This window comes from Lutibacter sp., assembly GCF_033723435.1.
Taxonomy (GTDB): domain Bacteria; phylum Bacteroidota; class Bacteroidia; order Flavobacteriales; family Flavobacteriaceae; genus Lutibacter.
Genome location: NZ_JAWVXC010000002.1, coordinates 523,551 through 539,243 on the forward strand (window position 1 = coordinate 523,551; position 15,693 = coordinate 539,243).

The 15,693-nt window shown below is 28.1% G+C and carries 16 protein-coding genes; 10 read left to right on the plus strand and 6 right to left on the minus strand.

Going from position 1 to position 15,693, the window contains the following annotated elements:
• Nucleotides 1-40: 40 nt before the first annotated feature.
• Nucleotides 41-2,203, plus strand: coding sequence for a SurA N-terminal domain-containing protein (locus R3342_RS05410; protein ID WP_318938730.1), 2,163 nt, complete (start codon nt 41-43; stop codon nt 2,201-2,203).
• 69 nt (nt 2,204-2,272) lie between these two features.
• Here the strand turns inward: R3342_RS05410 and rho are convergent, their stop codons facing one another.
• Nucleotides 2,273-4,006: a transcription termination factor Rho gene (gene rho / locus R3342_RS05415; protein ID WP_318938733.1), complete on the minus strand. Its 1,734-nt coding sequence runs from the start codon at nt 4,004-4,006 to the stop codon at nt 2,273-2,275.
• 220 nt (nt 4,007-4,226) lie between these two features.
• On the opposite strand from rho, the gene R3342_RS05420 reads away from it, so the two are divergent.
• From R3342_RS05420 to R3342_RS05430, 3 genes are all read left to right on the plus strand, one after another.
• Nucleotides 4,227-4,661, plus strand: coding sequence for a DUF4293 domain-containing protein (locus tag R3342_RS05420; RefSeq protein WP_318938734.1), 435 nt, complete (start codon nt 4,227-4,229; stop codon nt 4,659-4,661).
• A 147-nt stretch (nt 4,662-4,808) separates the two neighbouring features.
• A complete protein-coding gene (locus tag R3342_RS05425) occupies nt 4,809-5,468 on the plus strand; it encodes a response regulator transcription factor (RefSeq protein WP_318938737.1) in 660 nt (219 codons plus the stop codon).
• Between the two features lie 16 nt (nt 5,469-5,484).
• Nucleotides 5,485-7,194, plus strand: a complete 1,710-nt coding sequence (locus R3342_RS05430) for a tetratricopeptide repeat protein (RefSeq protein ID WP_318938739.1) — start codon at nt 5,485-5,487, stop codon at nt 7,192-7,194.
• Here R3342_RS05430 and R3342_RS05435 read toward each other — a convergent pair.
• On the minus strand, nt 7,191-7,685 hold the full coding sequence (locus R3342_RS05435; RefSeq protein ID WP_318938740.1) for a metallophosphoesterase family protein: 495 nt from the start codon (nt 7,683-7,685) through the stop codon (nt 7,191-7,193). The genes R3342_RS05430 and R3342_RS05435 overlap by 4 nt on opposite strands.
• A gap of 66 nt (nt 7,686-7,751) precedes the next feature.
• Between R3342_RS05435 and truA the strand changes: the two genes are divergently transcribed.
• Both truA and R3342_RS05445 read left to right on the plus strand, forming a co-directional pair.
• The gene (gene truA / locus R3342_RS05440; protein ID WP_318938741.1) at nt 7,752-8,501 is read left to right on the plus strand and encodes a tRNA pseudouridine(38-40) synthase TruA; all 750 of its coding nucleotides are present in this window, start codon (nt 7,752-7,754) and stop codon (nt 8,499-8,501) included.
• A complete protein-coding gene (locus tag R3342_RS05445; RefSeq protein WP_318938743.1) occupies nt 8,494-10,257 on the plus strand; it encodes an ABC transporter ATP-binding protein in 1,764 nt (587 codons plus the stop codon). Before truA ends, R3342_RS05445 begins: the two co-directional genes overlap by 8 nt.
• On the opposite strand, the gene cdaA is transcribed toward R3342_RS05445, so the two are convergent.
• From cdaA to R3342_RS05465, 4 genes are read right to left on the minus strand one after another with little or no spacing between them, the layout of a single operon-like run.
• On the minus strand, nt 10,254-11,027 hold the full coding sequence (gene cdaA, locus R3342_RS05450) for a diadenylate cyclase CdaA (protein ID WP_318938744.1): 774 nt from the start codon (nt 11,025-11,027) through the stop codon (nt 10,254-10,256). The two genes, R3342_RS05445 and cdaA, sit on opposite strands and share 4 nt — an antisense overlap.
• A gap of 46 nt (nt 11,028-11,073) precedes the next feature.
• Nucleotides 11,074-11,787 carry a hypothetical protein gene (locus R3342_RS05455; protein ID WP_318938746.1) on the minus strand — a complete coding sequence of 238 codons (714 nt, stop codon included), beginning with the start codon at nt 11,785-11,787 and terminating at the stop codon, nt 11,074-11,076.
• A complete protein-coding gene (gene folP / locus R3342_RS05460) occupies nt 11,784-12,617 on the minus strand; it encodes a dihydropteroate synthase (protein ID WP_318938747.1) in 834 nt (277 codons plus the stop codon). The genes R3342_RS05455 and folP overlap by 4 nt, the downstream gene beginning before the upstream one ends.
• The gene (locus R3342_RS05465; RefSeq protein ID WP_318938749.1) at nt 12,617-13,198 is read right to left on the minus strand and encodes a TIGR00730 family Rossman fold protein; all 582 of its coding nucleotides are present in this window, start codon (nt 13,196-13,198) and stop codon (nt 12,617-12,619) included. The genes folP and R3342_RS05465 overlap by 1 nt, the downstream gene beginning before the upstream one ends.
• A 61-nt stretch (nt 13,199-13,259) precedes the next feature.
• On the opposite strand from R3342_RS05465, the gene R3342_RS05470 reads away from it, so the two are divergent.
• From R3342_RS05470 to R3342_RS05485, 4 genes are all read left to right on the plus strand, one after another.
• Nucleotides 13,260-13,802 (plus strand): DUF1599 domain-containing protein, encoded by a 543-nt coding sequence (locus tag R3342_RS05470; RefSeq protein WP_318938750.1) that lies wholly within the window; start codon nt 13,260-13,262, stop codon nt 13,800-13,802.
• Nucleotides 13,802-14,764, plus strand: coding sequence for a DoxX family protein (locus R3342_RS05475; RefSeq protein ID WP_318938752.1), 963 nt, complete (start codon nt 13,802-13,804; stop codon nt 14,762-14,764). Before R3342_RS05470 ends, R3342_RS05475 begins: the two co-directional genes overlap by 1 nt.
• 3 nt (nt 14,765-14,767) lie before the next feature.
• A complete protein-coding gene (gene crcB / locus R3342_RS05480) occupies nt 14,768-15,139 on the plus strand; it encodes a fluoride efflux transporter CrcB (RefSeq protein WP_318938753.1) in 372 nt (123 codons plus the stop codon).
• Between the two features lie 202 nt (nt 15,140-15,341).
• Nucleotides 15,342-15,680: a P-II family nitrogen regulator gene (locus R3342_RS05485; protein ID WP_318938754.1), complete on the plus strand. Its 339-nt coding sequence runs from the start codon at nt 15,342-15,344 to the stop codon at nt 15,678-15,680.
• Nucleotides 15,681-15,693: the final 13 nt, after the last annotated feature.

Genomic DNA, 15,693 nt, shown 5'->3' on the forward strand with positions numbered 1-15,693 from the left:
TTAATTGTATTTTCGCAAACTGTAATAAAAGAAAACTATAATGGCAATATTATCAAAAATTAGAGATCGCTCTATGTTTTTAATCCTAATTGTAGGATTAGCACTTTTCGCATTTGTATTAAACCCAAGTTCTATTCAACGTTTTTTTAGTGCAAGTAAGTCTAATGAAATTGGAGAAGTAAACGGAGAAGTTATTGGTAGAGAGGATTTTGCAAGTCAAGTTGAAAATTATCGTTCTAGATACGGATCAAGAGTTTCTCAAATGCAAGCAGTAAATGCAGTTTGGAATTCTACCGTTAGCGAGAAAATTTTTAAAACACAACTTAAAGAAGCTGGAATTGTAGTTGGTGAAAAAGATATTTGGGATGCAATGGTAGCTATGCCTGAAATTCAAAATTCCCCATTATTCAAAAATAAAGCTGGTCTTTTTGATGAAGAAAAACTAAAAGAATATGTTGCAACTTTAGAAGATGATGCAAAAGCTGGAGATACAAAAGGTTGGACAAACTGGTTAAATACCGAAAAACAGATAAAACAAAATTTAGAAAGACAGGCATATACAACTTTGGTAAGCGCAGGTTTAGGAACTTCATTAAAAGAAGCAGAAAGAGATTATATATTTAATAACCAAAGCATAAGTGCAAATTATGTATATATGCCTTACAGTTTAATTCCAGATAGTTTAGTAACCGTTACTAAAGCTGATATTTTAAACTATGTAAAAGATAATCCAAAAACTTACAAGCCAGAAGCAACACGTTCTATTAAATATATAAAATTTGATATTGTTCCTTCTAAAGCTGACGAAGAAGCTGTAAAAGCTAACGTGGCATCTTATATAAATGATAAAGAGGAGTATAGTAATGCAGCTAAATCTATTATAAAAATTCCAGGTTTAAAAAATGCTACAAATTATGAAGACTTTTTAGTAGAAAATAAATCAGATGTTTTATTAGATAACTCATACAAATATGAAAATCAGGTTCCTCAAGCAGTATCAGAAGAAATATTTAATGGTAAAGTAGGAGATGTATTTGGACCTTATAAAGAAAATGAAACGTATAAAATTTCTAAATTAGTTGAAGTATTACAATTACCAGATTCTGTAAAATCAAGTCATATAATTGTACCATTTAAAGGTGCGGTTCGTTCAACATCTACTAAAACACCAGAAGAAGCTAAAAAAACTGCAGATAGCATTTATAATTTAGTAAAAAATAGTGATGCTAAATTTAAAGAAATTGCAGATAAAATTAATTCTGATGGAACAAAAGGAAAAGGAGGAAGTATTGGTTGGGTAACTAAGGACCAAGCTTTTTCACCATCATTTGACAAAGATTTCGCAAATTTCATTTTTAAAAATAAAACAGGAAGTATTAAAGTGGTAAAAACTGCTTTTGGTTACCATGTTATTAAAATTAATGAGCAGACAAAATATAAGAAAGCTGTTAAACTAGTAACTTTTGCACGTTCTATTGAGCCTTCAGAAGATACTGAGAATTTTATATTCCAACAAGCAGAAACTGTTGCGTCAAAACTTTCTGAAGGTAAAAAATTAGATGAAATAGCTAAAGCTGATGGTTATAAAGTACAATCAGCAGTTAATTTAAAAGCTTTATCTGAAACTGTGCCAGGTATGGGAGCGCAACGTCAAATTGTAACTTGGAGTTTTAAACCAGAAAGAGAACTTAATAATTCAAAACGTTTTGATATTAATATTGGTGAAAAACGAGGTTATGCAGTTGTAGTATTAACTGGAATGACTTCTGCAGATGAAATTTCTTTAAATTCATCTATTATTGCTAAAGTTAGACCGTTACTAATGAACAAGAAAAAGGCAGAATTATTAAAAGATAAAATTAAAGGAAATACTTTAGCAGATATTGCTAAAAATGCTAATACTACAGTACGTTCTGCAAATTCTGTATCTTTAGCTAGTCCGTTAATTTCTGGAGTAGGTAATGAGCCAGCAGTTGCAGGAGCAATGTCAACATTACCTTTAAATAAAGTTTCTCCAGCAATAGATGGTGCAAAAGGAGTTTTTGTAGTTGAAGTTACTAAGCGTGAAGATCCTGTTAAATTAGATAACTATAATGGGTTTAGAAATAATATAACTAAAAAGTTACAAGGAAGAAGTTATCAATTATATCAGGTTTTACAAGATAATGCTGATATTACAGATAATAGAGCTAAATTCTATTAGTATTAAATTATAAACATAAAAAAAGGCGAACAATTTGTTCGCCTTTTTTTATGTCTTAATTTTAAGTTTTTATCTATTCATAGATATTAAAAACTCCTCATTCGAGTTTGTATACTGAATTTTATCTTTAATAAATTCCATTGCCTCTACAGGATTCATATCCGCTAAGTATTTGCGCAGAATCCACATACGTTGAACTGTTTTAGGTTCTAACAATAAATCGTCTCTACGGGTGCTAGATTTAACTAAATCAATAGCTGGGTAAATTCTTCGGTTAGCAATGTTTCTTTCTAACTGTAACTCCATATTACCAGTTCCTTTAAACTCTTCAAAAATTACTTCATCCATTTTTGAACCAGTTTCAGTTAAGGCTGTAGCAATAATAGATAAGGAACCACCATTTTCAATATTACGAGCCGCCCCAAAAAAGCGTTTCGGTTTGTGTAAAGCATTTGCATCAATACCACCGGATAATATTTTTCCTGAAGCAGGAGCAACGGTATTGTATGCTCTAGCTAAACGGGTAATTGAATCTAAAAGAATAACTACATCGTGGCCACATTCAACTAAACGTTTAGCTTTTTCTAAAACTATATTAGCAACTCTAACGTGTTTTTCAGCTGGTTCATCAAATGTAGAAGCTACAACTTCACCTCTAACACTACGTTGCATATCTGTAACTTCTTCTGGACGTTCATCAATTAATAATATTATTTGATAAACTTCTGGGTGATTTGAAGCTATTGAATTTGCAATATCTTTAAGTAACATGGTTTTACCGGTTTTAGGTTGAGAAACAATCATTCCTCTTTGACCTTTACCAATAGGTGAAAATAAATCCATGATTCTAGTGGAAAGTGTACTATTTTTACCAGCTAGATTAAATTTTTCTTTTGGAAATAATGGAGTTAAATGTTCAAACGAAACTCTATCTCTAACCACATTTGGATTTAATCCGTTAATTTTTGAAACTCTAATTAAAGGAAAGTATTTTTCGCCTTCTTTTGGAGGTCTAACTACACCTTTTACGGTATCTCCAGTTTTTAAGCCAAATAATTTAATTTGAGATTGCGATAAATAAATATCATCAGGAGAAGATAAATAATTATAATCGGATGATCTTAAAAATCCGTAACCATCTGGCATCATTTCTAAAACACCTTCACTTTCAATAATGCCATCAAATTCATAATCAGGATCTCGATAACGATTTCCGTTATTTATACGTTGACCTTTTTGTTGGTTTTGTTGTTTACTTTTATGCGGTTGATTTTTATGCGTGTTATCTCCCTGTTTTCTTGGGGGATTTGCAGGAGTACTCTTTTTAGTGTTCTCGTTCTGTTTTTGAGGTCTATCCTGATTTTTGTTTTGTAAAGGTTTTGTATTGTCCTTTTCTTGAGGATTAGACTCTTTTTTAACCACTGGTTTTTCCGGTTTATTTGGAAGTGGCTTTTTGCTTTTAGGCGTACTATCTACTTGAGTTGCTGGTTTTGGAGCTTTATGTTCCACGGGTTTTTCAGCTTTTTCAGATGTTTTTAAATTTATAGATAGTTGACTGTCTTCCTTTTTTTGAGTTTCAGGAGAAGGTTTAGGTTTTTTAATAATTCGTTTTCGTTTTGGTTTGTTCTCTAAAGAATTAATTTCTTTTTTAACAACTCTGGAAGGAGCAGCAGCTTGAATATCTAAAATTAAATAGACTAAATCTAGTTTTTTTAAATGACTGTACTTTTTTGCACCTATAGTTTTGGCAATTTCTTGCAACTCAACTAAGGTTTTCTCCTTTAATTGGGATATTTCAAACATTATAGTAAGTATATTTTAATTGTGTAAAAATCGTTTTATGTGTCCTATATTTTTCTAAGGACTGTTTTGTGAATAAATTTTGTGGTAATTAGTTTGTTTTAGTTGTAGTTATGTATTTGTTTAAATACACAATGTTATGCAAATATATAAATTTATTTTATATAATTAATCTTTTATTTCTTTAAAAATAAACCGTATTTTTGCCACTAATTATTTAAAAATGATTCAAAGAATACAAACTATTTATTTATTATTAGCTGCATTTTTGTCCGCAGGCTTAATCTTTTTGGTTAATTTATGGATAACTATGTCAGGAGATAAATTTTTTGTTATGGATGCTTTTAATACAAACAATACAGTATTAAAAAGTATGGCCGTTTTATTCTTTGCATCTGGTTTATTAGCCTTTATTACCATTTTTTTGTTTAAAAATAGAAAATTGCAATTTGTAATGGGGCGAATTATTATTTTGATCAATTTTATTTTATTAGGTATTCTCGTATATTTTTCACAAAACTTATCTGGAGAAATTAAAATTTCTGAGAAGGGTATTGGGCTATTAATTCCAATTGTAACTATAGTAGTTATCTCTTTAGCTAATAAAGCTATAAAAAAGGATGAAGAGCTTGTAAAATCTGTTGATAGATTACGTTAATCCTAACATCTTAGTATATTTAGTGCAAAAAAACCATTTCGTAACAGAAATGGTTTTTTTATAACGGTTTACCGTGATAAGAAAATATCACTATTTTTGGGTATAAAATTAGGAGGTTAATTACATACATTTGAAAAAGGGAAAATATTGGAAAAGATAAAAGTTCATATTGCAGACGATCATCAACTATTAATTGATGGTATAATTGCGGTATTATCATCCGAAAAAAACATAGAAGTCGTTGGGCAATCCTTAAATGGCGAAGATGTAATTAATTGGTTTAATAAGAATACTGCGGATATCTTAATTTTAGATATTAATATGCCAAAAATTGATGGAGTTGGCGTTCTGCAATTTTTTTTAGATAAAAAATTAGAACAAAAAGTTATTGTACTTTCTAGCTATGATGATACAAAACTTATAAAAGAAGTTTTAAAAATTGGTTCTAGTGGTTTTTTAGCTAAAAATAGTGCGGCCGAAAACATTGTTGAAGCTATTAATACTGTTTATAATGGTGAGCAATATTTTAGTAAGAATATTCAAAATAAGTTGAATGCTACTTTTACTAAAAATAGAGTAAAGAATAAAGAAGAATCTAATAAAAATGCTTTTTTTAGTACGTTAACTCCTCGTGAAATAGAAGTTTTAAAATTAATAGCAGAACAATATAATTCAAAAGAAATCAGTAAATTACTTCACATTAGTATAAACACAGTTGAAACTCATAGAAAAAAATTAATTGCTAAGTTAAATGTTAAAAATGTAGTAGGCTTAGCAATCTATGCAGTTAAAAACAATATTGTTTAATTTTCCTTTTACCTAAATGAAATATTTAAAACGTATTATACTCGTTATTTTTATTGGATTATTTTTTGTTTGTAATATTTCTGCAAAAAATTCAATTAATTCTTTTCAAGCTCCAATTGATTTAAAGAATAAAAAATTAAAAGATATTCAAAAATTAATTGATAAGAACGAAATTGAAGAGGCACTTCAAAAATTGTATAAAGTAATTGACGAAGTAGAAACCAAAAAAGATACACTTGCTATTATCAATAGCCATAGAATGTTAGCAGATATTTTACGTGAAAATGGAGATTATAAAAAATCTAATTTAAATTATAGCAGAATAATTCCTTTAATTAAAAACGACTTTGAAACTTTACAGTATGTTTATTTTAAAAAAGGCGGAAATTTTCAGTTAGACGCAAATGTCGATAGTGCTTTGGTAAACTATTTAAAAGCTGTAGAATTAAGTAAAAAAGTACAAAATAAAGAAGATTTAAAAGCCAAAATACATAGTAATTTATCAGGCATTTATTATTTAAAAGAAGATTATAATAAGGCAATAACTCATTCAAAAATTGCTGCAAAATATCAAAAAATTCTTGGTAATACACAAATTGAAGCTGGTATATTAAATAACTTAGGAAGCATTTATTATATGCAAGGCAAGTACAATGAAGCACTTCAAATGTTTCAAAAAGCACTTGCACTGGTTGGCAATGGGCAAGAAGAGTTGGATAAAAAAACTAGAAGATCTGCTTTTATTAATATAGCATATGCTTACAGTGGATTAAAAAATTACAAAAAAGCATTTGAATATCAAGATAAATATACAGTTGTAGATGATTCTTTAAAACAAGAATTAAAATATAAAGAAATTGCCGAGATAGCATCAAAATATAAAGTTGCTAAAATGGAGAAGGAGGCTGAAATTGAAAAAACAAAACGTTTAAAAGCAGAATTACTTTCAGAAGGTTTAATAATAGCTTCCATTTTATTGTTAATAGCAGTCTATGTATTTTATAAATTAAATAAACTTTCTAAAAAGAATTATAAGCTTCAAATGGAACAAGGATTGTTAGTACATAAAGCAAATATAGACAAAGTTAAAAGTGATGCCCAATCTAAAATATTGGTGGCTACTTTAGATGGTAGATTAGGAGAGCGAAAACTAATTGCAGAGGTTTTACACGATAATGTTAGTGCTTTGTTATCAGCAGCCAATTTACATTTGCAAGCTAGCAAAAAACAGTTAGGAAAAAATGCTCCAATAGAAATTGATAAATCTCAATTAATTATCTCAGATGCATCTAATCAAATTAGAAATTTATCACATAAATTTATGTCTTCCATTTTATTAAAATTTGGATTAACCGCAGCAGTTCAAGATTTGTGCGATAAAACTTCAAATTCTACTTTAAATATTAGTTTAAACTCTAAAAATATTACTCGCTTTAATCAAAACTTTGAAATTAAAATGTTTAATATAATTAATGAAATAGTTAATAACATTTTAAAGCATAGTAAAGCTCATAACGGAATGGTTAAGCTTGAGCAACTTAATGGCAACTTACAAGTTGTTATTTTTGATGATGGTATTGGGTTTAATGTAGATGAAATTAGAGGTAAAGATGGCGTTGGACTTAGTCAGGTTGAAGCGCGAATTCATGTTTTAGGAGGTCTAATTAATATTAAATCATCAAAAACAGGTACTCGGATATTTATTTCAGTACCAATTGTATATTAATTTCTTTTAAATTCAATAATTTCTAAGTTAGAAATTTTATCTTGATCTATTTGAAACCTAAGCATTGTTCTAACTTTATGAAATCCGTGTTTGCCAATTGCGCCAGGATTTAAGTGTAACGTATTTAACTTTTTGTCAAACATCACCTTTAAAATATGAGAATGTCCGCTGATAAATAAAGTAGGAGGATTACGTTGAATTTCTTTTCTAATTCTAATATCATAATGGTTTGGATAACCGCCAATATGAGTCATCCAAACAGATATTTTTTCTATATTAAATTTTAAATCTAACGGATATTCAGCTTTAATCAGATAATTGTCAATATTACCATAAACGGCACGTAAAGGTTTTAATTTTTTAATTTCATCTACAACTTCTAATGAACCAATATCGCCAGCATGCCAAACTTCATCGCACTGTTTTACATACTTTAACATTTGCTCATCAAGGTAGCTATGTGTATCTGATAAAAGAAGAATTTTTTTCATTTTACAACCAAAAAACAACTAACAAATATGGTGTATATTTGTAGTAGTACAAAAATAACATTTCAGTTGAGATATTTTATAAAACTTGCATATAAAGGCACTAATTATCACGGTTGGCAATATCAACCTAATGCGATTACAATTCAAGAGTTAGTTAATAAAGCTTTAAGCACTTTATTAAAATCTACTATTGATGTGGTTGGAGCAGGTAGAACGGATGCAGGTGTGCATGCTACAGAATATTATGCACATTTTGATGTAACTGAAGAAATTAAAACTGAAGAGTTAATTTATAAAGTGAATGCCATTTTGCCAAATGATATTGTAGTTTATAATATATTTAAAATAAGCGATGATTTACATGCAAGGTTTGATGCAACTTCTAGAAGTTATGAATATCGTATTTATTTAGGTAGAAATCCGTTTGAAATAGATACAACTTGGCAAATAATTCATAAAAAACTTGACATAGAAGCGATGAATGAAGCTGCTAAATTGTTATTTAATTATGAAAATTTTAAATGTTTTTCGCGTTCAAATACCGATGTAAGAACTTATAATTGTAAAATAAAAAAAGCAGAGTGGAAATTAAACGAAACTAATTTAATTTTTTATATTACTGCAGACCGATTTTTAAGAAATATGGTTAGAGCTGTTGTAGGCACTTTAATAAATGTTGGTACAGGAAAAACAACATTAGATGATTTTAAAAAAATAATTGAAAGTAAAGATAGAAGTAATGCAGGTCCTTCTGTTCCAGCAAAAGGATTGTTTTTAACTGAAATTACCTATCCAAAAAACATAATAAATGAGTAAAAAAGTATCAGGAAAAGCTTTTGATGTAAAAATTTTTAAACGCTTAATGAGTTTTGCGATTAAGTATAAACAGCAATTTATTGTTGGTATTGTTTCGGCAATATTATTGGCTTTGGTAGCAGTTGTTAGGCCTATACTACTTCAAAAAATAGTACATGTTTATTTTAAAGATAATGATAAAGTTGGTTTACTAAATTTTTCATTATTAATGATTGTGTTTTTAATAGCAGAAGTTATTTTGCAGTTTGTTTTTATTTATAAAGTAAATTGGTTTGGTCAGCATATTATAAAAGATATTAGAGAGCAACTTCAAAAACATATGTTGCAGTTTAAAATGACTTATTTTGATAACTCTTCAGTTGGGAAATTAGTAACGCGTTTAGTTTCGGATACTGAAACTATTGCTCAGTTTTTTGGACAAGGATTATTTATGATAATTAGCGATTTATTAAAAATGTTTGTTGTAGCTATAGTCATGCTTTGGATGAATTGGAAACTAGCTTTAATTGCATTTATCATATTACCAATTTTAATTTATGCAACTAAAATTTTTCAAATAGCAATAAAAAGCGCCTTTCAAGAGGTAAGAAAACAGGTAGCAAATTTAAATGGTTTTGTGCAAGAACGAGTTACTGGAATGAAAATTGTTCAGTTGTTTAACCGTGAAAAATTAGAATATGAAAATTTTGTAAAAATTAATGATAATCATAAAAAAGCACATATTAGAACGGTTTGGTATTATTCTATTTTCTTTCCAATTGCAGAAATTTTATCTTCTATTGCGGTTGGTTTAATGGTTTGGTTTGGCGGGTTAGATATTGTAAGTTCAGGAACTACAAATGTTGGAGAAATTATAGCTTTTATAATGATGTCGCAAATGTTATTTAGACCACTTCGTCAAATTGCTGATAAATTTAACACTTTGCAAATGGGTATGGTTGCTGGAGACAGAGTGTTTGAAGTTTTTGATACAGAAAGCCAAATTAATAATACAGGAACATTAAAAGCAGAAAAATTTAAAGGAGATATTTCTTTTAATGATATTTATTTTAGTTATGTAAAAGGAGAAGAAGTAATTAAGGGGATTTCTTTTAATGTAAATGCAGGTGAAACTGTAGCTATTGTTGGGGCAACAGGAGCTGGAAAATCTACAATTATTAATTTAGTGAATAGATTTTATGAAATAGATTCGGGTGAAATTTGTATTGATCAAAATAATATAAAACAGTATGATTTAGAATCGTTAAGAAACCAAATAGCTATTGTTTTACAAGATGTATTTTTATTTTCAGATTCTATTTATAATAATATTGTTTTAAATGATGAATCTATTTCTTTAGATGAAGTTAAAAGGGCAGCCAAAGAAATTGGAATTCATGATTTTATAATGAGTTTGCCTAATGGTTATAATTATAACGTTAAAGAAAGAGGCGTTATGCTATCTTCAGGACAAAGGCAATTAATTGCTTTTTTACGAGCTTATGTTAGTAAGCCAAGTATCCTAATTTTGGATGAAGCAACTTCATCTATAGATTCGTATTCGGAAAAATTAATTCAAAAAGCTTTAGATAAAATTACACAATATCAAACTTCTATAATTATAGCGCATAGGTTAACTACGGTTAAAAAGGCAGATAGAATTATTGTTATGGATCATGGTAAAATTGTAGAACAAGGATCGCATTTACAACTGCTTCGAAAAAATGGATATTACAAAACGCTATACAATATGCAGTTTGCCAGTAATGTTGCTTAATTTAAATCGTAACGAATAGTTTCAATAAGTTCATTATTTGTTTTAAATAAAACAAATTCTCCATCTTTAAAATACGATATTTTTCCAGTTTCTTCGGAAACTACCAAACATAATGCGTCTGTTTTTTCCGTAATACCAACTGCAGCTCTATGTCTTAATCCAAAATGATTAGGTAACTGTTTTTGGGATAACGGTAAAACTATACGAGCAGCAACAATAAAATTTTCTTTAATAATTACGGCCCCGTCATGAAGTGGACTATTTTTATAAAAAATACTCTCTAAAATTGGTTCACTAATTTCAGCATTTAAATTATCTCCAGTAGATTTTACAAAATCTAAATTCTGATTTCTTTCTAAAACAATAATAGCTCCCATTTTTTTTTCGGCCAAAGCTTCGCAAGCTGAAATTATGGATTCAATATCCATAGTGGTTACAATTTCGCTTTGTAAAAATTTTAACTGTTTTAAAAAATTTCGTCTATGTGTAAAATTGGTAGAACCAAGCATTAATAAAAATTTTCTAACTTCAGGTTGAAAAACTATTAAAATGGCAATAGCTCCAACACTAATTAATGCGCCTAACAGGCCACTTAACATTTCCATTTGTAGCGCTTGTGTAATTTTCCAAATTAACACTACTAAAGCTATTCCAATAAAAATATTAATAGCTACGGTTCCTTTTAGCAATTTATATATGTAATATAATAAAACTGCAACCAGTACTATATCTAAAATATTTAGGAAAGAAAAATCTAAAAAATCTAACATGGAGCTTGTTTTTGTAAAAATAGAAAAAAGTTATGATAATAAATAGCTAATTGCAATTGCAATTTGGCACTTTGGTTTTGTTAAACACAAACATTTCATTGTCCACTTTAATTTTAGGAGTTTTAAGGTTGTTTATTAAAGTTAAATAATTTAAAAAATCTGCATATAATATATCTTCACTAAAATTTAAATGCAATAATGTAATTTTATTATCTGAAGAAAAATCTATAAAATCTAACAAAGTTTTTTTGAATTCAGAACGCTTAATTTCAGTATCATTTAAGAGTAATTGATTTTTACTAAAAGTTAAGTTGATGTTGTTAAAATTTATATACTTTTTAGGACTTTTTTTAATTACATATTTTGATAATAAACTATCTGTTTTAAAAGAAATGGAATCAAATGATATAAATGATAACTTTTTAGAAATGGTATCTGAATAGCTAAAATAATCATGCATTCCTTTTTTGGAATGGATAGAGTTTGCATGTTTATATTGTAGCTTATTTATAGAATTAATAATAGTTTTTAAAGGTAATCGTTTGTCTATATTGTAAATCCAATGCGTTGTAGCAATGGTATTTTTTCTATTAATGTCAGCTATAGTATCATTCTCATTTAAAGTAAAAAACATCCAAACTTCAGAATGATTGTATATAACTTTTTCAATTCCTTTATTGGGTAAAGTAGGTATTTTTATTTCTGTTTTTTTACAGCTAAAAAAGCTAACTAAAATTAGTAAGATTATTAGTTTCTTCATGAATTATTTTTTAACAAATCTACAATTTTAATACATTCCATAGCTTCTTTTACATCGTGTACACGCAAAATATTTGCGCCGTTCATTAAAGCAATAGTATTGGCAGAAGTAGTAGCGTTTAATGCAGATTGAGGTTCAATTTGCAATGGTTTGTAAAGCATAGATTTACGAGAAATTCCAGCTAAAGTAGGAACATCTAAGTTTTTAAACATTTGTAAATTATGTAAAAGTTGATAATTATGTTCTAACGTTTTTCCAAAACCAAAACCAACATCAGTAATAATATCATTAACACCTAACTTTCTAAGTTGTTCAATTTTATCAGAAAAATAAAAAAGCAATTCTTGAACAATATTATGGTAAGTTGGTTTCAATTGCATGTTTGTTGGATCTCCTTGCATATGCATTATTATATACGGAACTTGTAATTTAGCAACAGTTTTAAACATTTTTTTATCCAAATTTCCTCCTGAAATATCATTTATAATAGCAGCTCCATTTAAAACACATTGTTTGGCAACATTACTTCTAAAAGTATCAATAGAAATTATAATTTTAGGAAATGCTTTTACTAAAGTTGTAATTATAGGTAAAATACGATTTAATTCTTCTTCCTCTGAAATAGATTTAGCTCCTGGACGTGATGAATAAGCACCAATATCTATAAAAGTGGCGCCTTCTGAAATCATTTTTTCAACCTGATTAATTATATCTTTTTCGGAAGAATATTTTCCACCATCAAAAAATGAATCAGGAGTTAGGTTTAAAATCCCCATAACTTTAGGGGAAGAAAAATCTACCAATGTTCCGTTGCAATTTATGCTGTACATTAACTTACTACTTTATTAATAACTTTAGTTTTTTTTGGAGCTTTATAAGCATCCATTTTAGCAATTAATTCTTCAACTGTAGAAGCTATAATTAGCATTTCTTTATTAGATTCTTTTAAATATCCTTCAGTAACCATAACCTCTAATTGCTTAATTAAATGATTAAAAAAGCCATTAGTATTTAAAATTCCAACAGGTTTTTGTTCAATGCCTAATTGACTTAATGTTAAAGCTTCAAAAATTTCATCTAAAGTGCCAAATCCGCCAGGTAATGCAATATAACCACTTACTAATTTGCTAATAGTAACTTTTCGATCGCTCATCGTTTTAGTAACAATCATTTCTGAAATTTTGGCATGAGCCACTTCTTCATGACGAAGTAAACCAGGAATAACACCAATAACTTCTCCGTTTTTTTTCAGCATTGTATCGGCTAAAATTCCCATCATTCCAATTTTACCACCGCCATATACCAAGCTAATTTTATTTATTGCAAAATAGTTTCCTAATTTAATGGCTTCGTTTTTATAAATGTCACTAAATCCTAAACTAGAACCACAAAAAACGGCAATTTTCTTCATAATTATCAAGATGTTTTTTTATTCCTTAAATTTGTTCGAAATTTACGCAAATTAAAGTTACATGCAACAAACTTCAAAACAGTATAATCAGGTTGTTGAAAAATGCCGAAGCTTATATATTAATAAATTGAAAGACTATGGAAGTGCTTGGAGAATACTAAGATTACCATCGCTTACAGATCAAATCTTTATTAAAGCGCAAAGAATTAGGCAGTTACAAGAAAATAGTACAAGAAAAGTAGATGAAGGTGAAGTTTCTGAATTTATAGGAATTATTAACTATTCTGTAATGGCTTTAATTCAATTAGAAAAAGGAATTGCAGAACAACCAGATTTAAATGTTGAAGAAGCAACGGAGCTATTTGATAAGCATATTTCCATAACAAAGCAATTAATGGAAAATAAAAATCATGATTATGGTGAAGCTTGGAGAGAAATGCGTGTAAGCTCGTTAACCGATTTAATTTTGCAAAAATTATTGCGTGTTAAACAAATTGAAAATAATCAAGGTAAAACTTTAGTGTCGGAAGGAATTGATGCAAATTATCAAGATATGATTAATTATGCTATTTTTGCTTTAATTCATTTAAAAGAAAATAGCTAATGAAAATTTTGATCCAAATTTCTAGAGTAATAATTGGTGTTACATTTATTTTTTCAGGATTTGTAAAAATGATTGATCCGTTAGGCACCAGTTATAAGTTACAAGAATATTTAAGCGCCGATGTATTAAATATAGAAGGCTTAATTCATTATGCATTGCCATTATCGGTTTTCTTAATTTTTATAGAATTTTTTCTAGGAGTTTTATTGTTAATTGGCTATTTCCCTAAAGTTACAATTTGGGGTTTAGTACTGTTAATAGGATTCTTTTTGTTTTTAACTTGGTATTCCGCATATTATAATAAAGTTACGGATTGTGGTTGTTTTGGTGACGCAATAACTTTATCACCTTGGCAAACTTTTTACAAAAATGTATTCTTTTTAGTTTTAATACTTTTCCTACTATTTAATATAAGAGAAGTTAAACCTATTGGGGGTATCACTTTATTAAATTGGATATCTTTTTTATCCTTTTTAGGAAGTTTTACATTAATGTACTACGTGTTATTACATTTACCAATTATTGATTTTAGACCTTATGCTGTTGGAAAAAATATTCCTGCACAAATGCAATATATTGGCGATGAATTACCACCAGTACATGATTTTTTATTAGAATCTAATGAAGGGAAAGATTTAACAACTAAAGTTTTAGAATCTCCAAAAGTGCTTTTAGTGGTAATGAATACAATTACTAAAAGTAGAAAAACTGGTTTTAAAAACGTAAAAATAATTACAGATAAGGCTTTAAAAGAAGGTTATTTAGTTTATGCATTATCTTCTTCATTAAATGAAACATTTACAAGTTATAAGCAAAAATATGATTTCAATTTTGAAATGTTATTTTGTGATGAAACTACTTTAAAAACTATTATACGTGCAAATCCAGGTATAGTAATATTAAATAAAGGCACAGTTAAAGGAAAATGGAATGCAAGAGATATTGATAAAATTAATTTGTAGAATATGAAACAAGTCTTATTAGTCTTTTTTGGAGGAGGAATAGGAAGTGTTTCAAGATACTTATTAAGTAAATGGGTAAATAATTTTGAGACAAGCCTTCCGTATGGCACTATGTTGTCTAACGTGTTGGGAAGTTTGTTAATTGGACTTATTTTAGGGTATTTAGCTAAAACACCACACTTATCTCAAAGCCAATCATTACTTTTAGCTACTGGTTTCTGTGGAGGTTTTACTACTTTTTCCACTTTTGCATATGAAAATCACATATTTTTTAAAAATGGAGATTATCTTCATTTTTTCGCCTACACAATTAGCTCTTTATTGTTAGGTTTTACTGCAGTATTTTTTGGTTTGTATTTGTCAAAACTTCTTTAATATTTTAAAAACCTTATTTTTTTTACCTTCTTTTCTTTATTGAACAATAATTTTTATTGCAAATATTTTAATTAACCTATAAAAAATCAGGGTTAAAAATATAAAATATATAAAAACTAAAAATTAACCCCTGTAAAATTATGGGTTAAAAATATATAAATATATATTTGAAGCGAAATAACCCATAATATTTGTTTTGATTATGAAAAAAATAGAAACTATTATTCGAAAATCTAAATTCGACGAGGTAAAGGATGCTTTACATCAAATTGAGATTAACTTTTTTAGTTACTGGGATGTAACTGGTGTTGGTAACGAGAAACAAGGACATGTTTATAGAGGTGTAAGTTATAGTACAACAGATATACAACGAAGATTTCTGTCTATTGTAGTTTCAGACCCTTTATTAGATAGAACAATTGATGCAATATTAAAAGCTGCACATACTGGTACAGTTGGAGATGGTAAAATATTTGTTTCTGAAGTTATAGAATCTTATAGGATACGAACTAGAGAAAAAGGGGTTGATGCTCTTAAATAAAAATATTAAGAAA